The sequence below is a fragment of the Embleya sp. AB8 genome (assembly GCF_049739465.1).
Lineage (GTDB): Bacteria > Actinomycetota > Actinomycetes > Streptomycetales > Streptomycetaceae > Embleya.
Map to the genome: position 1 here is coordinate 40,192 of NZ_JBMHHY010000003.1, position 22,130 is coordinate 62,321.

The window sequence follows — 22,130 nt, forward strand, 5'->3', positions numbered from 1 at the left end:
ACCTGCCAAAGCGCGTGAGCACCGAAGAGGCGGTACGGCAGGGCTGATACGACGAGAGCGAGCGCACGGACAGCCGGATGCTCTCGGTGGCGGTCGCCGGCGACGTGCCCGCGCCCGACCTGGCCGTGTTCGCGGCCGAGGAGGCGATCAAGCGCTCCGGGCACGAACCGGCGGAGTTCGCGGGCCTGTTCCACAGTCCGGTGCACTTCCAGGGGCCCGAGGGTTGGTCGGCCGCCCACTACATCCTGGACCGGACCCTGGGCACCCCGGTCGGCGCGGTGGAGATCCGGCAGGGCTGCCTGGGCATGCTGACCTCGATGCGGCCGGCGGCCGGTCTGCTGATGGCGGCCCCGGAGCAGCCGGCCTATCTGCTGACCGCCGCCGACAACTTCGGTACCCCGATCGTCGATCGGTGGCGGGCCGCCACGCACTATCTGCCGGCCGACGGCGGTTCCTCGGTCGTGCTCTCGCGCCGGTCGGGCTTCGCCAGGCTGCCGGCGGTCGGATCGGTGTCGAACCCGGCCGCGGAGATCCTGCACCGCGGCGGCGAGCCGCTGTTCCCGCCCGGGATCACCGTCGGCAGGCGGTTGGACATCGAGGCTCGGGCCCGGTACTGGCAGGAGCAGTGGGCGCAGGGCGTGCTGCCGCCCACGATCCATCTGGGCGACCTGGTGACCGAGGCGGCGAACCGGACCCTGGCCGAGGCGAGACTGGCGAGTTCGGACATCGCCCGGGTCGCGACCAGCGGCGTGGTGTGGACGCATGTGAAGCACGGCGTGCTCGAACCCCTGGGCTTCGACGAGTCGCAAAGCACCTGGGAGTTCACCCGTCGCCTGGGCCATGCGGGCGGCACCGACCAGATCGCCGGGCTGGAATACCTGCTGGAGGAGGGCGCGGTCGGTCCCGGCGACCACGTCCTGATGGTGAGTGTGACGGTGGGCATGGAGGTCGGCTGCGCCGTCGTGGAGATCACCGACACGCCGTGAACTCGGCGGCAGTGCGGGCAAGTCGAGAGGACCGAGCCAGTGAAGGACCCGAAGATGACGAATCCATCCTCCTCCGCAGCAATCGGACCGATCTCCCTGGAGGCATCGCGCGAGCGCGTCGCGGAGCTCCTCCGGCTCGCGCCCGCGGCGGTCGCCGACGACGCGCACCTGGCGAAACTGGGCCTGAAATCACTCCAGTTGATGCAGTTGATCAACGAATGGCGGCGAGCCGGCCTGATCGTCGACTTCCGCGAGTTGGCGGCCGATCCCACCATCGGGGCCTGGTGGGCGTACCTCCACAGAGCCGGCGCCGCGGCGAACCGACCGCAGCGCGACGCACCGCATCGGTGCGCGCGCCCCTATTGGAGACAGACCAATGAAGCCCACTGAGCAATTGTTCGAGTTGGCGGCCGGCGGCTGGATCGCCAAGGCGGTGGCCGTCGCCGCCGAACTCGACATCGCCGGACTACTGGACGAGACGCCGTTGACCCACGTGGAGCTGGTCGAGGCGACCGGGAGCAGTGCGGATGTCCTGCTCAACCTGCTCGGCTTGCTCGTCTCCCGTGGCGTGTTCGTGGCGGACGTGGACGGCCGCTTCGCGAACAACGAACTGTCCACCCCGCTGATCGAGGGTCGGCCGGAATCCATGCGGCACCTGGTCCGCTGGATGGCGGGCGTCTACGACACGGCCTGGTGCGGCCTGCTGCCGGCCGTCCGGCACGGCGGCACCGCGTTCGAGCACCAGTTCGGCCTGTCGTTGTACGCCTACCTGGCGGGTTCACCCGAGGCGGAGCGCGCCTTCCATCTCGCGATGGAGGACGCCACCCGCCCGACCGTCGCCGAACTCACCGCGCACTACGACTTCTCCGGCGTGCGGCACATCGTCGACGTCGGGGGCGGCAACGGCGGGCTGCTCAAGGGTTTGTTGACCGAGCTCCCCGACGCCACCGGCACCTGTGCGGACCGCCGGGAGGTGTGCGATCAGGCTTCCGCCGAACTCGCGAGCACCGACCCCGGGTTCGGGTCGCGGTTGGATTTCCGGGCCGCCGATCTCTTCTCCGACGTACCGCGGGGCAAAGACCTGTACATCCTCAAGAACGTGCTGCACGACTGGAATCCGGACAGCGCCCAACGCATTCTGCATACCGTCCGGGCCGCCATGAGCGGTCCCGACGCCCGGCTCCTGGTGATCGAGCCGCTGTTCGCGCGCGGCAGCCTGCCGGGGCTGCAACTGCTCAAGATGGTCATCTGCGAGGAGGGCACGCAGCTGCACGCCCCCGAGGAGATGCAACACATGGCGGAGATCGCCGGGTTCCGGGTCACGCGTACGTTCCCGGTGGCCTCGGGGCAGACCGTACTGGTGTGCGCGCTCGACGGGTGAACCCCCTCCGGTGGCGGCCGGCACGCCGCCACCGGAGCCCGGCGAGCCCCAACCGAACGGCATCGGATCTAGAACACGTCGCGCAGGGTCTCCAGGAGGCGGGCGATGTTCGCCTCGTCGCGGCGGTAGTAGGTCCACTTGCCCCGCCGGGTGGCGACCACCAGTCCTGCCTGGCGCAACATCGTGAGGTACTGCGAGGTGGTCGACTGTCCCATGCCTGTGCGCTGCGCGATGTCGGTCACGCAGACACCGATCTCGACGTCGTCGGGCTCCTGGCCGGGGAAACTCATCGGCTCCTTGAGCCACACCAGCATCTGCCGGCGGGTCGGGTTGGACAGGGCCCGGAACACAGCCAGCAAATCCGCCTCCGAGAACATGCGGTGATCGTAACGCACCTACATATTGACGATTTGCAATACGTCGATCTATGGTCGTCGCATGTCGACTTCGATGCGTGTGGTGGAACTCGTCCGCTTCGGTGCCGCGGACACCGCGTTCGCCACCCGAGAGCTGCCAAGACCCACTCCCGGACCGGGCCAGGTGCTGGTGCGCGTGGTGGCCACGTCCGTGAACCCGCTCGACCTGCAGACCCGGCGCGGCGACTACCGCGACCAGGTGGCGCTGCCCGCGGTGATCGGCAACGACGCGTCCGGCGTGGTGGTCGAAACCGGCCCCGGGGCAGGCGACTTCCGGCCGGGCGACGAGGTCTGGTACCTGGCGCCGGTGTTCGCCGGGCAGGGCACCTACGCCGAGTTCCACGTGGTCGAGCAGGCCCTGGTCGCCCACAAGCCCGCACGGTTGTCGCACGTCGAGGCCGCCGGTCTTGCGCTCGTGGGCGTGACGGCGTGGGAGGCACTGGTCGAACGCGCCGGGGTGCGGGCCGGGGAACGGGTCCTGGTGCACGGCGGAGCGGGCGGGGTCGGCTCGGTCGCCATCCAGGTCGCCGGCGCGTTGGGAGCCGAGGTGGTGACCACCGCGCGGGCAAGGGATCACGAGTTCGTCACCGGACTGGGAGCCGACATCGCGATCGACTTCTCGGCCGGTGACTACGTGCCGCAGGTTCGCGCGCTGGGTGGGGTGGACGTCGTACTGGACACGGTGGGTGGGGACACCCTCACCCGCAGCCCGGAGGTGCTCGCCGACCGAGGCCGCGTGGTGTCCATCGTGGACATCCCCGAACCCCAGAACCTGCTCGCCGCGTGGGGCGTGAACGCGACCTACCACTTCCTCTTCGTCAGCCCCGGCCGAGCGAAGCTCGAGGCCCTCGGCCGGCTGGTCGACCAGGGCAAACTCCGGCCGGTGATCGGCGCCGTGCTGCCGCTGGCCGACATCGCACAGGCGCACACACTGTTGGAAGCCGGCTCTGCCGGCGAGGGCCGCGGACGCCCACGCGGCAAGATCGCCGTCGCCGTGCAACGGCGTACACCGGGCCGGGTCACCGCCTGAAGGGCACCACACCGAGGCGCGCGGGATGAACATGGGATTGATCCACGACGCGCTCGACGAAGCGGGAATCGATCGCGCGCAGATCAGCGACGTGGCCATCACCCACAATCACGAAGACCACGTGAGCGGCCTGATCGCGCCGGACGGTTCGCAGGCGTTCACCGAAGTCGAGCGCGTGTGGATCGGCGCGGGCGACACCTCGGTATTCACCGGGCGGCTCAAGCCGATCCACGACCGGGTCGTACCCGTGTCGGAGAAGGTCGCGATCAACGACTGGAGCACCGCGATCCCGACGCCGGGCCACACCCCGGGTCACACCGTCTACGAGGTCAGGAGCAGCGCCGGTCGCCTTCTCGCCTGGGGCGACACCGTTCACGTTCCCACGCTCCAATTAGATCGGCCGAACGTGTCCTGGGAGCTCGACGGCAACCAGTCCCAGGCCCGCGCCGCGCGAGCGGCACTCCTCGAACAACTCACCCAGCCACACCACTTCGTGGCCGGCGCCCACCTCGACTCACCCGGCATCGCCCGCGTGACCCCCTCCGGCGACGGATACGCACTGGAATACCTCGCCCCACCGATCGGCTGATCGAGCCGGTCGGCCCCGAGCCGCGCTCGCGTACTCCGGCACGGACTCCCCCGCCCACGGGTGCCCGGTGTGGGTGGGGTGGTCAGATTTCGGTGTCGGCGGGGAGGTGGCGGATTCCTGGGACCAGGTCGTCGAGTTCGCCCGGTTCGAAGCGGCTCATGCCTACTACGTGCCAGAACTCGCCGGTGATGTCGCCGTCGAATTTGTAGCCTCCGGCGGGGTTGAGGGCTGCCCAGCCGCCTTGGACGCCGATCAGGGTGGCGCGTTCGGTGGGTGTGCCGTCGGGGGGCAGGGTCCACAGCCGGACGGTGCCGTCTTCGGCGCCGCCGGCCAGGAGGGTGCCGTCGGGGCTGAAGGCGAGCGTGAGGATGGCGCCGGTGTGGCCGGTGAGCAGGGCGGTTTCCTCGCCGGTGAGGGGGTTCCACAGGCGGATGGTGCGGTCGTCGCCCGCGGTGGCCAGGAGGTGGCGGGTGGGGTGGGCGGCGGCGGTCCACAGTCGGCCCGTGTGGCCTCGGAGGTGGTGGCGGGGGGTGGCGTCCTGCCAGATGATGGCCTGTCCGTCCCAGGAGGCGCTGGCCAGCCAGGCGTCGTCGGGGCCGTGGACGACCGCGTAGACGCGGTCGGTGTGGCCGGGGAGTTCGGCGCTCAGGTGGTAGGTGTCGGGGTCGCCGGTGAGGTTCCACAGGCGGACGTATTTGTCGTCGCAGCCGGTGGCCAGTTCGGCGGCGTTCGCGGTGAAGGAGAGGGATCGTACGCGGCCGCGGTGGCCGGTCAGGGTGGCGATGTGGGTGCCGGTGGTGCGGTACCACAGGCGGACGGTGTCGTCGTCGTTGGCGGTGGCGAGGGTTTGTCCGTCCGCGCTGAAGGTTTGCGCCCATACGTGGTCGGTCTCGGCGTCGATCGCGCGTTGGTATTCGCCCGTGTGGGCGTTCCACACGTGGACGGCGCCGTCGCTGCCGGGGGTGGCGAGCAGGGGGCCGCCGGGGATGCCGGTCGCGGAGACCAGGCGGTCGTTGTCGGTGGACAACTCCCGCACGCGGCGTCCGGTGGAGGGGTCCCAGACGCGGACCACGCCGTCGTTTCCGCATGCGGCCAGGTAGGTCCCGGCGGCGCCGAAGGCCAGGCCGGTGATCCTTCGGCCGTGGCCGCGCAGGATGCGCCGGCCATGGCCGGTGGAGGTGTCCCACAGCCGTACCGAGCCGTCGTTGCCCGCGGATACCAGCAGCGGGGCTGGGTCGGCGGTGCCGGCGCCGCCTCGCGGGCGGAATCGGCAGGCCCAGACGGATCCTTGGTGGTCGGCGGGTTGTGGGCGGACCGGGACGACGGACCAGCCGGTGTGGGTCGGGGCGATCCGCCAGAGCCGGACCGCGCCGTCGCTGCGGCCCGCGGCGAGCATGGTTCCCTCGGGGTCGAACACCACCTGGTACACGGCTCCGCCGCCGCGGGTGGGGGTCGCGACGGGGGTTCCGCTGATCGGGTCCCACAGCTTGACGTTGCCCTCGGTGTCCCCGGCGGCGAGGAGTCGGCCGTCGGGGTGGAAGTCCAGCGTGTAGACGCGCCCGGTGTGCCCGGTGAAGGTGTGGCGCAGGCTGCGCCGGCCCACGTCCCACACCCGGACGGTGCCGCCGTGCTCGTCTCCTCGGTCGCCGGTGGCGAGCAGGGTTGCGTCGGGGCTGAACGCGACGCGGTGGACGGCTCCCCGGTGGCCCGGGAGTTCGCCGATCAGGCGACCGGTGCGGGTGTCCCACAGGCGTACGGCCGCGGCTGCGTCGCCGGTGGCCAGGAGGGTTGCGTCGGGGCTGAAGACGGCGGTGAACACCGGTGCGGTGTGGCCGGTCAGCCGGTGGGCGACGGTGCCGGTGTCCACGTCCCACAGGGTGACGGTGCCGTCGGAGTCGCCGACGGCCAGGCGGTCGCCCAGGCGGTCGAGGGAGAGCGGCCATACTCCGTCGGGGTGGACCGGGAGTCGGTGCAGGCATGCTCCGGAGACCGGGTGCCACAGGCGGACGGTGCCGTCGGCGCCGCCGGTGGCGAGCACCTTGTCGCGGAACTTGACGGCGTAGACCCGGCCCACGTGTCCTTCGAGGGTGCGCAGGGCCGTCCCGGTGGCGCCGTCGCAGACCAGGACGCTGCCGTCCTCGCTGCCGAGCGCGAGCAGTTCGCCGCCGGGGCTGAACGAGGCGGGTTCGGGCAGTCGGATGGAGTTCATCCCGAAGCCGTACGGGACGCCGACCGCGCAGGGCCGCAGTCCCGGTTGGGCAAAGAGTCCGGGGCTGATCGCGGCGGCGCGCAGCTCCGGGGCGTCCAGGACGTCGGGTCCGGCGAGGGTGTTGATCAGGGCCGCGCGGTGCCAGTGGCTGCCCTGGACGCGGACGCCGCGCAGGTCGGTGCGGATCAGCCGGGTCCGGCGCAGGTCCGCGCCGCGCAGGTCGGCGCCGTGCAGGTCGGTATCGTCCAGGCGGGCGCCGACCAGGCGGGCCTCGCGCAGGACGGCGCCGGAGAAGTCGGCGCCCACCAGGCTCGCTTCGGTGAGGTCGGCGCGGGTGAGGTCGACGCCGGAGAAGTCGCGGTAGGACAGGTCTTCTCCGGCCAGGACGGCGCCGCGCAGGTCGGTGCCGGCCGGCACTCGGAGTCTGCCGAGGATTTTCACCGCGTTGGCGCGGGCGTTGTCCTCGCCGCTCCCCTCCCCCGCGCCGGTGTCGGCGGCGAGGGTGCGTTCGGCCCACTGCCGGCAGGTGTGGTGGTCGGCGAGGTCGCACAGGAACTCCACGGCCAGCCGGCTGAGCGGGCGGCGGGCCAGGAGGTCGGCCTCGGGGTGGTCGGTGCCGTCGAGGCGGGCGGCGGCCTCGCGGGCCACCAGCCATTCGGCCACCGATCCGTGGATGAATCGGAACAGGCCCTCGTCGGTGCGCACGAGCAGGCTGCCGGCGCCGACCGCGTGGGCGGCCTGCGGTACGGACATCCGGCTGTCGGCGAGTCCGGTCAAGGTTTCCGCGACGTCGTTGAGTTCGTCCAGGCGCAGGGCGCTCTCGCCGCTCTCCCACAGCCGTAGGGCGAGGGTGGTCACCGCCCGCCACAGTTGGGGCAGGGCGAGTCCGGGACCGCTGCCGGCGGTGCCTTGGCCGCGTCGCTCCTCGTGGCGCAGCCAGGAGGTGAACACTTCCTCGTACAGTGCGGCCGGGCTCAGTGCGCGGCCGGCGCCGGCGACCGCGCGCAGCCGTTCGTGGTCGAGGTCGGCGACGAAGCCGAGCAGGCGGGGGTTGCGGCACAGGGCGAGCAGGTCGGGGATGCCTTCCAGCAGGCGTAGTCGGCGGTCGGCGGCGGGCTCGTCGCCGTAGCGGTTGACCAGGTAGGCGCGGATTTGTTGGGGGGTGAACTCGCGGACGGCCAGGACGCGGCGCTGTGGGAGCAGTCCGACGCGTTCGCCGAGTGCGGTGAGTACCTGGGCCTGGGAGCGGAAGTGTTGGGTGCGGCCGGCGACGACGATCTTGGCGTTGTCGACGGCGGCGTCGAGGAGTACTTGGAGGTGGTCGGCGGCGCGGTCGTAGCTGACCTGGTTGACCAGTTCGTCGAAGCCGTCGAAGAGCAGGACGATCCGGCCCTGTCCGAGCATGTAGCGAAAGGCGCGCAGGTCGATGGTGTCGACGCCGTGACCGGCCAGGTGTGCGGCGACGAGTCCGTCCAGGGTGTGGGCCTTGTCGAGGCCGCCGAGTTGGATCAACAGGGGTACCAGGTGCGGCAGTTCCTGGGGGAGGCGGCGGGCCAGCTCGTGCAGGGCGAAGGTCTTGCCGTGTCCGAAGTCGCCCAGGAGCAGCAGGAAGCGGCCGTGGTCGGCGTCGAGCAGGCGCAGGATGTCGTCGACGAGGCCGTCGCGTTCGATGCCGCCGGGGCGTTCGAGTTCGCGGTAGCGCTGGGGGAGGTAGAGGCGGGGCTGGTATTGGGGGTCGGTGTCGAGCCGTTCGGTTTGTGCGTTGACGTAGCCGCGCAGGTCCAGCAGGCCCTGGAATTCGGTGAAGCTGCGGACCAGGACGCCGCGGCGGCGGGCGCGCTCGCGTAGTTCGCGGGCGGGTGGGGGGCCGTCGTGGACGAGTTCGGCGTCGGGTTCGGTGTCGGAGGCGTGGACGTGGTCGATGAAGCGGTCGATGTCGGGCGTCTGGGGGGTGCCGACGTGGACGCCGACGCGTTGTTGGCGGACGAATCCGGATTCGGTCCAGGTGACGAGCAGGCCGGGCAGTTCCCCGGGGATGCGGCGGACTTGGACGCCTTCGTGGCGGATGCGGCAGACCTCGGCGACGCGCGCGAGCAGGGCTTCGAGGGGGGTTTCGACGGCGCGGACGGGCGGCGCGGTGTCGGGCGCGCCGGGCGCGCCGGTGGGTTCGTCGGCGCCGGTGGGCCCTTCGGCGCCCGGGGCGGGTGCGGCCGTGCGGTCGGGGCCGAAGATGCGGGGGGTGTCGTGCCAGGCGAGGGCGTAGCGGCGCGGGGTGGTGCGGGGGCCGTCGGAGCGGGAGGTGATGCCGTCGCGGGTGATCTGGAGGAGCTGGTGCCGGGCGGGTCCGGCGACGCCGAGGACGGGTAACCGGCGGGTGGCCAGCGGCAGTACGCCGGCGCGGGTCGGGTCGGTCGCGGTTCGGGGGTCGCCGGTGGGGCCGTGCAGGAGCAGGTGCAGTCGGGGTGCGGTGAGCCGGGCGAGGACGTCGGTGTCGCGCAGCGGCGCGGTGGCGGGTTGCCGTCCGGGGCCCGCGGTGGGGCCGGCGGGCCCGCGGCCTGGGGTGCGGCCGGGGCCGGGGGGTGTGGGGGTGCGGTCGGGGTCGGGTTCGGGGTCCAGTGGCAGCCGCCCGTCCGGGGCGTGGCGCAGGGCGCCCAGGCGCAGCCAGCCCTCACGTTCGTAGGAGCGCATGGTCTGGGCGAACCAGGATGCCTGTTCGGATCCGATCAGGCCGTACTGGTCCTCGGTGCGGTGGCTGTAGGCCATGGAGGAGTTGAGTCCGGCGACGACGGTGCGCAGCGCGGGGACGGGGAACAGGCTCCATGGCTGGTCTGCGTCGAAGACGACGTCGAGTCCTTGGTAGAGCTCGCGAAACAGCCGTGCGTAGTGGCGCCATTTGGGCCAGTAGGGCGGTCGGGGCTGCATTTCGTCGGCTTCGCAGGTGCTGAAGTAGGCGCGGCTGGCGGCTTGGCTGACGTCCGCGGTGCCGGGGACGACGATGAGCCGGTCGGCGGCGAGGTCGAGCCGCGAGCGCAGCCCGGTCAGGAAGGTCAGCGCCTGGTCGCATTCGCGGGGGCTGCCGGAGGCGGTGAGGTCGCCGGTGACGACGAGGAGGTCGGGGGCGGGGGCGCCCGCGTCGGTGAGTTCGAGGAGGTCGCCCCAGATGGTGGCCTGGAGTTCGGCGGGGTCGGCGCCGCGCCCGAAGGAGGGGCCGGCGAGGTGGAGTACGGACACGTCGTCTCTGGTGCGCTCGGCGGTGGTGGCTTGGGGGTAGCCGGGCGGGGCGGCGGGGCGGCGACGGCCGGTCCAGCCGGCGGTGCCGGGGGCGTGGTCGCGGCGGGGTGGGGCGGCGCTGGGGGCGGGGGTGGTGGGGGCCGGGGGCAGGCCGGGGAATCCCGGGCGCGTGGTGGGGCGGGCGCGGCCGTCGAGGGCGTGGCCGACGCGGGTGAGGAGCAGTTCGCGGGCGGCGGCGGTGTCGTGCACGCCGACCAGGTCGACGTAGGTGATGGTGGCGAGGAGTCCCTCGACGGGGATGTCCTCCACGCGTACGGTGATCAGTCTGCGCTCGGGGGTGTCGGGGTCGGCGCGCAGCGCGGCCTGCCATTCCATGCGTCCGTAGCGCGAGCGTTCGTAGTTGTGGGAGAGGATGGCGATCACGGCGGCGGATTCGCTGACGCCGCGGTCCATGAAGTCGACGAAGTTGGTGCCGGGTACGAAGTCCCAGGCTTGCAGGACGGTGCGGTAGCCGGCTTCCTCCAGCGTCCAGGCGATCCAGGACGCCCATCGTTCGTCGGCCGGCGAGTAGCTGACGAAGAAGTGCAACTGCCGGTCCTGGGCGTCGGTTTCCTGGCGTGCGACCATGGCTCCATCCTAGGAAGGGGAGCGCACCCGGTCACGGGGTTCGTGATTGTGGTGTGCGATGCTCGTGTCCGTGCGTGCCTTGCGGGATCTCCTGGGACGTCTTCGGGTGCTGGACTGGCTGGCGGCCGGGCTGCTGGCGGGTGGTCTGCTGTTGGTGGCCTGCGGGGTGTTGCCGGCGGGGTCGGCCGGGGCGGCGATGACGCGGATCGCGCCGCTGCTCGGGTTTTTGGGCACGGTGATCGTGTTGGCCGAACTCACGGGTCGGGCCGAGGTATTCGACGTGGTGGCCTCGGGTGTGGCGCGGGCGGGGGGCGGTAGCTACGCGCGTTTGTTCGTGTTGTGTGTGGGGTTCGCCTCGGTGACCACGATCATCCTCAATCTCGATACGACGGTGGTGTTGCTGACGCCGGTGATGTTGGCGCTGGCGGCGCGGGTGGGGATCGCGGCGGTGCCGCTGGCGATGACGACGGTGTGGTTGGCCAATACCGCCAGTCTGCTGCTGCCGGTGTCCAATCTGACGAATCTGCTGGCCGCGGACCGGGTCGCGCTCTCCCCCGTGGGTCTGGCGGCGCGGATGTGGGCGCCGCAACTGGCCTCGATCGTGGTGACGATGGGGTGCTTGTGGTTGTTCTACTGGCGCCGGGGCAGGCGGGGCGCGGAGCGGTATGCGGCCGCACAGGTGCACCGTCCCGCCGATCCGGTGTTGTTTCGGGTGTGCGCAGTGGCCTGTGGGGGATTTTTGCTGGCGATCCTGGTGGACGCGGTGCCACTGTGGGCGGCGTCGACGGCGGCCGGCGCGGTGGTCGTGGTGGCGTTCGGGGTGCGGCAACGCTCGGTGTTGCGGCTGTCGTTGGTGCCGTGGCGGTTGCTGGTCCTGGTGCCGGGGCTGTTCCTGGTGGTGGAGGCGGTCGATGTACACGGCCTGCACCGTGTGTTGTCGTCGGCGGTGGGGACGGACGGCGGGGTGCTGGGGATGTTCCGGGCGGCGGCGGTCGGCGGGGGGCTGGCCAACGCACTCAACAATCTGCCGGTGTATCTGGCCGGGGAGTCGGCGGTTCCGGCGGGCAATCACGACCAGTTGTTGGCCCTGTTGATCGGCACGAACGTGGGTCCGGTGATCACCCCCTGGGCCTCGCTGGCGACGTTGTTGTGGTTCGAACGTTGCCAGGCGCAGGGGGTGCGGGTGTCGTTGTGGCGGTTCGTGGGCACGGGCGCGGTGCTGGCGGTGGGGGCGCTGGTGGCGGCGGTGTCGGCGCTGGCGCTGACCGGGTGAGTGGGCCGGCTCAGGTGCGGTGCGGGGGCTGACCGGGTGAGCGGGCCGGCTCAGGTGCGACGCGGGGGCTGACCGCGTGAGCTGGCAGGCTCGGGTGCGGCGCGGGGGCTTCAGGCGCGCGTTTGGCGGGCGAGCAGTCGCAGGAGGTGGGGGATGTCCTGTGGTCGGGCGGCGACGAAGCTGCGGTCGGTGTCGGGGCCGGTGACGTTGCCGTGGAAGTCGCCGCCGTCCAGGGCCCGGATGGCCAGGCCCGCCTCGGCGGCCAGCAGGGCGCCGGCCGGCAGGTCGATGGCCTCGGCGCGGTAGCCGACGAATCCGTCGATGTCGCCACGGGCGAGCATGGCCCAGGCCAGCAGTGGTGCCCACAGTTGCAGGACCCGTCGCGAGTGTGCTTCCAGGGCTTGCTTGAGGGCGCGCGCCACGGGGTCTCGGCGGGCGACGGCGTGCCCCTGGGTCCAGGCGAGCAGCGGCCCGGCCGGGGACAAGTGGCGGGAGGGGCCGACGAGTCGGCCGCGCGGGCCGTAGGCACCGCCGCCGGCCAGGGCCGTCCAGGTCCGGTCGGTCACCGGGTCGTGCACGACGCCCACCACGGGTTGCTCGCCGACGCACAAGGCGATGCCGACACCGTAGGCGGGCAGGCCGATGACGACGTTGTTGCTGCCGTCGAGCGGATCCACCAGCCAGGTGCGGACCGCGTCCGGTTGTGGTGTGCGCGGGCCGCGGGCGGCGGGGATGGCGCCGGCTTCCTCGGCGAGGATCCGGTCGTGCGGGAAGCGCTCCCGAATACGTTTGACGATCATCCGCTCGGCCATCAGGTCGAGTTCGGTGACGACATCGCCGTGCCCGCCCTTGGCCCGTACGTCGTACTCGTCGGCGAAACGCGCGCGCAGCAGCGCGCCCGCCTCGCGGGCGGCGCCCACGGCCAGCTCTCGCTCGGCGGTGAACCGTCCCGGGGAGCCGGCTCGATGCGCGCGGTCGCCGTTGCGGAGGGTGCCGTTGGGGAGGCCACCGTTGGGGATGTTGCCCTCGTCACCGGGAGTGGCAGCGTCACCGGAAGTGGGCACGTCACCGGGAGTGGCAACCATCGACCCTCCTCAGTACGGTGCGGGCCGCGCGGGCGGTGCGGGCCGCGTCGCAGGTTTGTCGCACCACCCGGTGTGGGCGGCCGTGGACCGGTCCGAGGGTGAGGTCGAAGCGCCCGGGCATCGCGCGGCCGAGCAGCAGCGTGGCCGCGGCGGTGCCCGGCGGTACCACGGTCGTGTGGAACTGGCCTGCCGCGAGGGTGTAGATGCCGCCGGCGACGCTGGTCTCCCGGGGGCCGGGCTCGCAGCTCACCAGGTGTGGGGTGGGCCGGATCCAGTCCACCGCGAGGGCGCCCGCCGCCGGGTCGGCGCCCATGGCGGCGGCGGTGCTGCGTACTTCGAAGAGGCGGTGCGTGGGGTGTTCGGGTCGTTCGCGCACCCGGACCCGCAGGTTGCCCACCTCCCCGTACAACACGCAGCTGGTCAGGTCCCAACTGTGCGCGTGTACGGGCGAGGTGGTCAGTAGTTGTGCCGTCTGTCGGGTCGCGTCGTCGAAGACGTGGATGCAGATCCCGTGCTCGCCCTCGCGCCGCACGGGCAGGCACAAGAAGCCCAACGGATGGCGGACGGCCCGCAGTTCGCGCCGCCCGGAGGCGATCTCCGTCAGGGCCGAGGCGGCTGCTTCGAACAACTCGTCGACCGCGGCCCCGGTTTGGGCCCCTCTCGCCATGGCTCGTTCGATCCGTCGATAGTCCATGGAACTGGGCACCGGGGAGTTCACCTCCGATACGGGTTCTCCGCGTGCAGGGCCTTTTCGATGACGTCGCCGACGTCCGGGTCGGTGTAGGCCGCCGGGAGCGGGAGGCCGAGTGTGTCGAAGAGCCGGACGACCTCGTCGACGGTGGGTTCCTCGCTGAGCGACACGGCGCGGCCCAGGTCGAGGGTGTGGGCCTGTTCCCGGCTCTGGTGGAGTTCGGTGACGTAGTAGTCGTAGAGCGGCCGGTCCCGCTCCACCAGCAGGTTGGCGCGCTGGGGGTCGTCCTGGGTGATGATCAGACAGGAGGCGGACAGGTCGAAGCGGAGCGTGGGCACGACCGAGGACAGATGGACGTCGATCTCCAGGGTGTCCAGGCGCTGCCGGTACCAGCAGGCGGCGAGGACGGTGGCGAACGACTCCTTGCGGGTGCGCTCGGCGCTCCAGGCGTCCGGCTGCGCGGTGTTCAGCCGGTGGGCGAAGGTCTGCCGAAAGCGCGCGTACGCCGCGCACGCGTGTTCGTCGGCCGGGTTGACGATGTCGATCTTCATGGTCAGGGAGCGGCGCTGGCGGCGCGCCTCCTGCACGCATACCGGGAGGGTCACCGCGCGCAGGTAGGTGCCGGTGCCGCCCTTGAAGACCCACCGGTCGGTGTTCGACCGCGCCCGATCCAGGGCGTGTTCGAGTTCGGCGCCGGAGAGGGAGCGCACCATGGTGACGTCTTCGAGGGCGCGCCGGTGACCGGACATCGCCTCGCGGATGTCCTTGATCCGGCGCCGCTTCTCGGTCAGCGTGCCGAACACCAGCGCGGCCAGGACCAGCAGGATCGCGCCGGAGGTGAGGTTGGTGTCGACCGGCTGGTTGAGCACGTTGAGGGTGCCGATGGTCAGGGCGGCGATCATGGCGATGACGCCGTCGGCGTTTCTGATGGTCCAGGCGACGGCGTTCTCGATGCCGCGCCCCAGCTGAGCCGTTCTGCCCGCCATGGCTTTCAGCCTCTCCCCCGGTTACCCCGATCATACGAGTGATGGCGTGGTGTGCTGAGGGGTTTCGGGTGTGGGGTTCGGGGATTGCGATGCGGGGCGGGGCCGCGACGGGAAGGGGGCGGGCGGGTGTCTTCGACACCGGCCCGCCCCCCTTTGTGCTACGGGATGTTGGGGTAGCAGCAGCAGGAACAGGACCACATTTCCGAGATGCCCTCCACGGGCTCTGCGGAGTCCTGCATGCCGACCACGGTCAGGCCGCTGAGGTCGAGCGCGGCGAGGTCGAACTCGTCTTCGGCGAAGGCGAGTTCGTTGAGGTCGAGGGTCTGGCGCATATGTTTGTCCGATCCGCTCGGGTGGTGGTGCCCGGGGTTACTGGGTCTGGTGCCAGATGCACGAACAGCAGCTGCTGCCGGCGGCATCGAGCCGGGGCAGCGCGGTCGTGTCGTACATGCCGACCACGGTCAGCGCGCCGAGGTCGAGGTCGCCGAGGCTGAACTCGTCCTCCAACGCGGCGAGTTCGAGGTCGGAGCGGAGATCGAGGTCGGTTTCGAGGGTCTTGGGCACGGGGTTCCTTCCTGGTATCCGGTGTGTGATGGGTCCGGCCGGACTTCGCGCGGGGACGTTCCGGTTTCCGGCCGGTCGGGGCCGGCTGCGGATGGGCAGTCCCTCGCCCGGCAACCTTGCGGCTTTCGGGCGGCTGCGGCATCGGTAGAAGTACGTAATCGGCTGCGGCGCGCGGGCGTTGGCGAGGTAGGTAGACGGTTGGGTGGTTCTACCGACGCGTGCGGTCGGGGCCGGCCGCGATCATCGCCTCCATGAGCCGGATGACCGAGTCGACCGAGGTGTCCGCCGCCGCTCCCGGGGCGCTGTCCGCGGCGCCGTACGCGCTGGTGCGCACCGCGGCGCTGCCCGCCCCGGGGCCCTCCCCCGCCGCGGCCGCCTACCGGGTCGGGGTCGAGCGGCTGGTCGAGTTGACCCGCTGGTGCGAACAGGTGCGCCCGGAACTGTGCGACACCCTGCACGACCTCGCCGCCTCGGCGCCGGGGCCGGTGCGTGAGCGGGTGCTGGTGCCGCTGCGCCGGGACGTCCACAACCGCCGGTCCCCGCGACCGGCCCTGCGGGTGGCGCTCGCGGATGCGGCTCTCGAGATGCCGCTGCTGGCCCGGTGGTTGTCCGCGTGCGACGAGTCGGACCGGCTCGGCGCACGGATCGACACACTCGCTGATCCGGCGCTGGCCGCCGACCGGCGGGCGCTGGCCGAACTGTGCCGAAGCCGGGAACTGTCCCGCGCCGTCGCGCTGACCAGCGAGGATCTGCTGCGCGCGGTCCGGCGGGCCGGGGCTTCGGGGGACGCGCCGAACAAGCAGGCCCGCAAATCCGAGCCCACCGTGCTGCGGTTCGCGATGCGTGCCGTCACCAAGACCAGCCCGCTGTCCTGGTTCGCGGACGTGGGGTGGGGCCGGTGGCGCGAGGGGGCGGAGGGACCTGCGGCGCGGCTCGGCACGCCGACGGCGATCACCAGGGTGGAGCACTTCGCGCTGGAGGCGCTGGTCCGGGCAGCGCTCGAACACCCGCGCTCGCGCGCGACATCGGCCCACCGGCTCGCGCCCGGGCTGCGCTCGGACGGCTCGCAGGTGCTGTATCGCCGGCGTCCCGTGACCGCGGCGGCGCCGCCTCGGCCGGCTCGTGAGGAGCAGGTGGCGGTGCCGCTGACCGGGCCGCTGCGTCATGTGTTGGCCCGGGTGGGGGCGGGCAAAGCGGTACGGGTGCCGGAGCTCGCCGCCGGTATCGCCGCTCGACTGCCCGGCCCGCCGGAACGGGCCGAGCGGGCGGCGCTGGGATATCTGGAGGAGCTGGTCGACCAGGGGCTGCTCCTGGCGGACTACCCGTTCGACCCGCAGGCGAGTGACGCCGTGCAGGCGGCCGGGCGCCTGCTGGTGGACCTCGGGTTCGTCGAGGCGGCGGCGATCCTGGCCGAGATCGCCGCCGACACGCAGGCGTACGCCGGGCTTGCGGCGGGTGCCCGGCCCGCGCACCTGGATCGGCTCCGGTCCCGGTGGTCACGGGCGTTCGCCCTGGTCGGCGCCGCACCCGTGGGGCGCCGGGCGCCGCTCACCGAGGATGTCGTGCTGGACACGGTGGTCGACCTGGACGTGCGGCACGGCCGCGCGGCGCTGCCCGATCTGGTCCGGCTGACCCCGCTGTTCGAAGTGTTCGACGGCTACTCGGTGGTCCGCCGGGTGGTTCGGGATCGGTTCGTCGCGCGCTTCGGAGTCGGTGGGCGCTGTGCGTCGCTGTACGAGTTCGCCGACACGTTCGCCGAGGCCTGGCAGGCGCTCGACGACGTGGATCCGGCGGGCCCGGGCCACGACGGCGACGGTGGCCGGCCGGTGGGCCCGCGGGTCGAGGAACTGCTGGGGCTGCGCGCCGAATTGGCGGCCGGCGTGCCGGACGCCGACGCGAACGGCGAGGTGGTGCTGCCGGAGCGGCTGGTCGCCGACGCCGCGCGGCGCCGGCCGAACTGGCTGGAGCCGCGCCCCACCTCGTACGGGGTGTTCGTCCAGCCGGTGCCGGACGGGGGCCGTACCCGGTTGTGTGTGAACCATGTCTACGGCGGGTGGGGGCGGTTCACCAGCCGGTTCCTCGACCACCTGGATCCGAGTGCCCGGGAGCAGGTCTCGGCCCGGATCGGCGAGTTGCTCGGCGCTGCGGAACGGGTCGCCCAGGTGCGGCCGGTGGGCGGGTTCAACGCCAACCTCCATCCACGTCTGGTGGCCGACGAGGTGTCCGAGATCGGGGCCCCGGGGGCCCTGGGGGCGCTTCGGCCGGAGGAACTGGAGTTGGTCCACGACCCGGTCGGTGACGGGTTGCGGTTGCGGGTCGCCGCCACGGGCGAGCCGATCAACGTCCTCTACCTGGGCTTCCTGATGCCGTTCGGGTTGCCCCGCCGTTGGCTGCCGCTGGTCGGCGACCTGGGGTCGGGCGTCGTGGACCTCGCCGGGGCGCTCGTGCCCACCCGGTACCGGGACACCACCGTGGGGCGGGTCGGCTACCGGCCCCGGGTGCGCTACCGCGACATCGTGCTCTCGCGGGCCCGGTGGCGACTGCCGGCGGAGACGGCGCAGGCGTGGCGTACCGAGTCGCAGCAGGGCTCACCGGTCCGGGCCGCGGCCCGGCGACGGGCCCATCTCGGCATCCCCGAGCAGGTCTTCGTCGCCGCGGCCCCTCCCGAGGCGGGTGGCGGGCCGGGTTCGCTGCCCGGTTTCGCCGACCGGCCCAGATCGCAGTTCGTGGACCTGGGCAGTGCGCTGCATCTGCGCTGCCTGGCGCGCACCCTGGCCCGCTACTCCGGGGGCCTGATCCTCGAAGAGGCCCTACCGCGCCCGGAAGCCGGCGCGCGCACGGTCGAGTTCGTCGCCGAGACCTATCGGAGTCACCTGTGAGCGCTCCACCCCGCACCGTGGTACTGCGGCTTCGGCCGATCGTGCACGCCAGTCCGCTCCCCGACGGGATCCATGTCCGGGGGGCGCGGTCGAGCTTCACCATGAACGGCGCCGCCGGGCTGTGGCGGTTGTGGCGGGCGCTCGCGGTGGCGCTGGCCGACGGCCGTACGCCCGAGCAGCTGCTCGACGTCGGGCCCACGCCGGCGGTGCGGAGCGCGATCGCCACCCTGGTGGGGCAGTTGCGCGAGCACGACATGCTGGTGGAGGTGCCCCCGGATTGGGGCGCGGAGGTCGACCCGGCCGATCCGCCCGCGCGGATCGCCGGTTGGCTGGCGGCGGTCGCGGCGGATCCCGTCGGCGCGTGGGAGCGGATCCGGTCGGCGGCGGTCGTCGTGGACGGGGCCGGTCCCGTCGCGGGCGCTGCCGCGCGGGCGCTCGCCGCGGCCGGGGTGCGGGGGCTGCCGCCGGGTCGTGGCGGGGCGGAGCCGGGCGCGCCGGTGCTGCTCGACGGGGAGCACGGGTCGGTGGCCGCGATCGCCGCCGGAGACGTCGGGCTGGTCACCCCGGTGGGGAGCGCTGCGGCGGCACGCCGCTACGCGGCGGCGATCGCCGAGCGGATCGCGCTGCCGGTCGGGGCTTCCGCGTTTGTGGTGCCGGCCGCGTTGGTCGGCGGTGCGGCGGCGCATCGGATGGTGTGCACGATCGCCGGGCTGCCCGATCCCGGTACGGACCCGTTCACCCCGGCACCGGCCGCGCGCGAGTTTCCGACGGTGCTCGTCGCGCGCCTGGATCCGTTGCGCGCCCGGTACCACCCGTGGTTGCCCGCCGCCGAACCCGCGCCGCCGAGCGCCGAACCGGTCGACCTGGCGGCCGCGTTGGCCCGGGTCGAGGCGCTGGGCGACCCCGAGACCGGCGTCCTGCCCGGGCTCGAACTCGACGACCTGCCGCAACTGCCGGCCGGGCTGGCCGGATACCGGATCGGCGATGCCGCCGGCTACGGTATCGGCGTCGACACCGCCACGGCTCGGCTGAGCGCCGCGCTGGGTGCCGCCGAGCAGCTGGTCCGCGTGCGCGGCGGACTCCCCGTCGCGGTGGGCACGAACCTCGGGCACGCCGAGGGGGTCCTGCTGCGCCGGCGGGCTCGGGAGTACCCGAGGGGCGCCGAGGTGGCGGCGACGGAGTGGGCCGCGTACCCGCCGGCGCGACGCTGGTTCAAGGCGGTGACGCTGCGCTTCGGCGTCCGGGCGCAGTTGCGGGTATCTCGGTTGGCGCCGGGCGTCCACCGGGCCGAACTGCGGGCCGACCACGAGCTGTTGGGTTGGGCGGTCGAGCACACCGCGGCGGACGCGGCGGCCTTCGCCGCGCTGGCCGCAGCCGGCACGTTGCAGTGGCGGGCCGCGGGCGGTGATCCGGAAGCAGCGGCGCACGCTCCCTGCGGGGCGACCCCCGTGGCCACGACGGACGCGCCCACCTGGCAAACCGACGCCTGGATCTGGCCGACGAGCGCGGCCGAGCACGAGAGTTCCCTGCGGAACGCGCTGCGCGAACTACTCGGCGCCACGGCGCGTTCCGCGGGTGCGGCGCGGTCTGCGGGCGCGGTGCCGTCCGCGACCGCAGTGCCATCCGCGAGCGCGGTGCCGGTGAACACCGACCTGACCCGAGCACTGGCCGCTGTCGGGTTCGTCGCCTTGGAGGTCGCACCGTGAGGGCCGCTGCACCGGGCCGGACGCCGGTTGCGCGGTTGCTCGGTGCGGTGCCGGAGGATGCCGGGCTGCTGTTGCCCGCTCCCGGATCAGCCGGCCGCCGGCGGCCTCGTCGCCTCGGAGGTCGCCTCGTGAGCCCCGTCGCGCCGCGCCCGACACGGCTTACGCGGTTGCTCGGTGCGGTGCCGGAGGATGCCGGGGTGCCGGTCCCGGGTCGGCCGGCCGCCGCCGGCCCCGTCACCCCGGAGGTCGCGTCGTGAGCCCCGCCGCGCCGCGCCCGACGCGGCTTGCGCGGTTGCTGGGTGAGGCGTTGGGAAGTGCCGGGCCGGCGTGGCCGGGTCCCGGGTCCGCCGGCCGCCACCGGCCCCTCACCCTGGAGGTCGCACCGTGACGGCCGCTGCGCGGCGCCCGACGCGGCTTGCGCGGTGGCTCGGTGAGGCGTTGGGGGATGCCGGGCTGCCGTGCCCGTACCCGGTCCCGGATCAACCGGCCGCCACCGGCCCCGTCACCCCGGAAGTCGCATCGTGAGCCCCGTCGCGCCGCGCCCGACGCGGCTTGCGCGGTTGCTCGGTGAGGCGTTGGGGGATGCCGGACTGGCCTGGCCGGTTTTGGCGCCGGTGGATTTGCCGGCTGCCGGCGATGTGGTTGCCGTGGTGGCGTTGGACGTGTGGACGCCCGATCAGGCGAGTGCGTTGTCCGCGTATGCCTGGCGGGCCGGTGCCATGTTGTTGCCGGTGCGAGTCGATGGATCGACGGCGTTGGTCGGGCCGTTGTTGCGGCGGGGTGCGCCTGCGTGTCTGGGGTGCGTAGAGGTGGAGCGGCTCGCGACCATCGGTGGTCGTACGCCCCGGGATCGGGGGGATCTGGTGCTGGGCGGCCTGGCCGCGCCGACCGCGCTGCCCGTGCTGGCCGCCCTCGCCGGCGAGGCGCTCGCCGATCCGGTCCGCTGGTCGGGCACGGTGTGGGCGGTGCGTACGCACGACGGCACCTGCTCGACCCATCGGGCCGGGCCGCGCCGCGGCGGTTGCCCGATCTGTGCGCCGCTGCCCGAGGACACGCCGGAAGGGGCCCGGTTCGTCCCGGCGCCGCGACCGCTGACCGATCCCGGCCGGCTGCGTCAGGACAACCCCGCCACCACCCGCGCCGGGCTGCGGGCCGCACTGTACGACGCGCGTCTGGGTCCGGTGGCGAGCCTGACCCGCGACGAGCAGTATCCGCTGGCTCTGGCCCACGCGGCGGTGGTCGGCGACTGGGAGCAGCGCGACGGCGGTTACGGCCGGGCGGGCACCTTCGCCGCCGCCGAACGGATCGCGCTGTTCGAGGCCGTGGAGCGGATGGCCGGGATGGCCCCGCGCGGCAAACGCACCGTGTTGCGCGGCAGTTTTGCGGAGCTTGGGCCGGAGCGCGCGCTCGATCCTGCGACGCTTGGCCGCTACGAGCCGCGCCATGAGCAACTTCCGCAGTTCCGGCTCGGCCGCTACACCCCGGACCGCGTGACGGACTGGGTCTACGGCTGGTCGTTGGGCCGGGACCGGGCGCTGGCGGTGCCGGAGCAGGTGGCCTACTGGGGTCTGCCGCAGCGGCGATCCACCGGCGAGGGGCCCGGGTTCGTGTCGGAGAGCTCCAACGGTTGCGGGGTGGGCAACAGCCTGGAGGAGGCGGCGCTGTACGGCCTGTTCGAGGTCGCGGAGCGGGACGCGTTCCTGATGGCCTGGTACGCCCACACTCCGCTGGCCCGGGTGCTGCCGCCCGAGGAGGACCCCCTGGTGGGCCATTGCCTCGACCGCCTGGACGCACTCGGCTACGACCTGCTGCTGTTCGACGCGAGCAACGACCTCGGGGTGCCCTCGGTCGCCGCTCTCATCCTCTGCCGCGCTGCCGAGTCCGCCGCTCCTCAGGCGTTCTTCGCGGCCGGGGCGCATCCCGATCCTCGGGAGGCGATTCGCGGGGCCGTCGTGGAGGTGGTCGTCAATCTCGAAGTCGCCGCGAAAGCGGCCCGGAGCTCGCCCGAACGTTTTGCTCGGGAACGGCTGCGGCCGATGCTCGACGACCCGCTACGGGTGGTCTCCCTGGAGGACCACACCGGGCTGTACACGCTGCCCGAGGCGCGGGCACGCTTCGAGTTCCTGCTCGCGGACCGGCGACCGCCCCGGCCCTGGCGGGAGATCTGGCCCGGACGGCCGTACCCGGTATCGGATCTGGGCGCGCTGCTGACCGAGTCGGCCGCGCACGTGGTGCGGGCCGGTCTGGATGTCGTCGTCGTCGATCAGACGGATCCGGTGGTGCGCGACGCCCTGGGACTGTACGCGGCGAAGGTGGTGGTGCCGGGCGCGCTGGCGATGACGTTCGGGCATGTGTACCGCCGCACCCGTGATCTGCCGCGACTGTTGGAGGTGCCGTATCGGCTGGGTCGGTTGCCGGCCCGCCCGCGCTACGGCGACCTGCCACTCGATCCCCATCCCTTTCCGTGAACGGGCAGG

The 22,130-nt window shown here is 72.8% G+C and carries 16 protein-coding genes; 9 read left to right on the forward strand and 7 right to left on the reverse strand.

Translation table 11 applies throughout. The features are described from left to right. Window positions 1-77: 77 nt before the first annotated feature. The 3 genes from ABIA38_RS05250 to ABIA38_RS05260 are packed head-to-tail and all read left to right on the forward strand — an operon-like array spanning window position 78 to window position 2,367. The gene (locus tag ABIA38_RS05250) at window positions 78-986 is read left to right on the forward strand and encodes a ketoacyl-ACP synthase III family protein (protein WP_424637216.1); all 909 of its coding nucleotides are present in this window, start codon (window positions 78-80) and stop codon (window positions 984-986) included. Window positions 987-1,025: 39 nt separating this feature from the next. Beyond that, window positions 1,026-1,376, forward strand: coding sequence for a phosphopantetheine-binding protein (locus ABIA38_RS05255; RefSeq protein ID WP_424637217.1), 351 nt, complete (start codon window positions 1,026-1,028; stop codon window positions 1,374-1,376). Further along, window positions 1,363-2,367 (forward strand): methyltransferase, encoded by a 1,005-nt coding sequence (locus ABIA38_RS05260; RefSeq protein WP_424637218.1) that lies wholly within the window; start codon window positions 1,363-1,365, stop codon window positions 2,365-2,367. Before ABIA38_RS05255 ends, ABIA38_RS05260 begins: the two co-directional genes overlap by 14 nt. 68 nt (window positions 2,368-2,435) lie before the next feature. Here ABIA38_RS05260 and ABIA38_RS05265 read toward each other — a convergent pair whose 3' ends face one another. After that, entirely contained in the window at window positions 2,436-2,744 is a 309-nt protein-coding gene (locus ABIA38_RS05265; RefSeq protein WP_424637219.1) for an ArsR/SmtB family transcription factor, read from the reverse strand. Window positions 2,745-2,805: 61 nt separating this feature from the next. On the opposite strand from ABIA38_RS05265, the gene ABIA38_RS05270 reads away from it, so the two are divergent. Beyond that, window positions 2,806-3,813, forward strand: coding sequence for a zinc-binding dehydrogenase (locus tag ABIA38_RS05270; RefSeq protein ID WP_424637220.1), 1,008 nt, complete (start codon window positions 2,806-2,808; stop codon window positions 3,811-3,813). A gap of 25 nt (window positions 3,814-3,838) precedes the next feature. Beyond that, window positions 3,839-4,402 (forward strand): MBL fold metallo-hydrolase, encoded by a 564-nt coding sequence (locus ABIA38_RS05275; protein WP_424637221.1) that lies wholly within the window; start codon window positions 3,839-3,841, stop codon window positions 4,400-4,402. Between the two features lie 82 nt (window positions 4,403-4,484). On the opposite strand, the gene ABIA38_RS05280 is transcribed toward ABIA38_RS05275, so the two are convergent. Then, the gene (locus ABIA38_RS05280; protein ID WP_424637222.1) at window positions 4,485-10,469 is read right to left on the reverse strand and encodes a TIR domain-containing protein; all 5,985 of its coding nucleotides are present in this window, start codon (window positions 10,467-10,469) and stop codon (window positions 4,485-4,487) included. A 70-nt stretch (window positions 10,470-10,539) separates the two neighbouring features. Here ABIA38_RS05280 and ABIA38_RS05285 point away from each other — a divergent pair, with 70 nt between their 5' ends. Beyond that, window positions 10,540-11,742 carry an SLC13 family permease gene (locus ABIA38_RS05285; protein ID WP_424637223.1) on the forward strand — a complete coding sequence of 401 codons (1,203 nt, stop codon included), beginning with the start codon at window positions 10,540-10,542 and terminating at the stop codon, window positions 11,740-11,742. Window positions 11,743-11,852: 110 nt separating this feature from the next. Here ABIA38_RS05285 and ABIA38_RS05290 read toward each other — a convergent pair whose 3' ends face one another. The 5 genes from ABIA38_RS05290 to ABIA38_RS05310 form a co-directional block, all read right to left on the reverse strand. After that, window positions 11,853-12,827, reverse strand: coding sequence for an inositol monophosphatase family protein (locus tag ABIA38_RS05290; RefSeq protein ID WP_424637224.1), 975 nt, complete (start codon window positions 12,825-12,827; stop codon window positions 11,853-11,855). Next, on the reverse strand, window positions 12,808-13,494 hold the full coding sequence (locus tag ABIA38_RS05295; RefSeq protein WP_424637225.1) for a hypothetical protein: 687 nt from the start codon (window positions 13,492-13,494) through the stop codon (window positions 12,808-12,810). The genes ABIA38_RS05290 and ABIA38_RS05295 overlap by 20 nt, the downstream gene beginning before the upstream one ends. Before the next feature lie 47 nt (window positions 13,495-13,541). After that, window positions 13,542-14,504: a hypothetical protein gene (locus tag ABIA38_RS05300; RefSeq protein WP_424637226.1), complete on the reverse strand. Its 963-nt coding sequence runs from the start codon at window positions 14,502-14,504 to the stop codon at window positions 13,542-13,544. A 158-nt stretch (window positions 14,505-14,662) separates the two neighbouring features. Further along, window positions 14,663-14,836 (reverse strand): hypothetical protein, encoded by a 174-nt coding sequence (locus tag ABIA38_RS05305; RefSeq protein ID WP_424637227.1) that lies wholly within the window; start codon window positions 14,834-14,836, stop codon window positions 14,663-14,665. A 37-nt stretch (window positions 14,837-14,873) separates the two neighbouring features. Further along, window positions 14,874-15,068 carry a hypothetical protein gene (locus ABIA38_RS05310; RefSeq protein ID WP_424637228.1) on the reverse strand — a complete coding sequence of 65 codons (195 nt, stop codon included), beginning with the start codon at window positions 15,066-15,068 and terminating at the stop codon, window positions 14,874-14,876. A 251-nt stretch (window positions 15,069-15,319) separates the two neighbouring features. Here ABIA38_RS05310 and ABIA38_RS05315 point away from each other — a divergent pair, with 251 nt between their 5' ends. The 3 genes from ABIA38_RS05315 to ABIA38_RS05325 all read left to right on the forward strand — a co-directional run bounded on the left by ABIA38_RS05315 (window position 15,320) and on the right by ABIA38_RS05325 (window position 22,121). Beyond that, window positions 15,320-17,947, forward strand: a complete 2,628-nt coding sequence (locus ABIA38_RS05315; RefSeq protein WP_424637229.1) for a lantibiotic dehydratase — start codon at window positions 15,320-15,322, stop codon at window positions 17,945-17,947. Then, entirely contained in the window at window positions 17,944-19,653 is a 1,710-nt protein-coding gene (locus tag ABIA38_RS05320; protein ID WP_424637230.1) for a hypothetical protein, read from the forward strand. The genes ABIA38_RS05315 and ABIA38_RS05320 overlap by 4 nt, the downstream gene beginning before the upstream one ends. Before the next feature lie 521 nt (window positions 19,654-20,174). After that, window positions 20,175-22,121, forward strand: coding sequence for a TOMM precursor leader peptide-binding protein (locus ABIA38_RS05325; RefSeq protein WP_424637231.1), 1,947 nt, complete (start codon window positions 20,175-20,177; stop codon window positions 22,119-22,121). Window positions 22,122-22,130 lie beyond the last annotated feature (9 nt).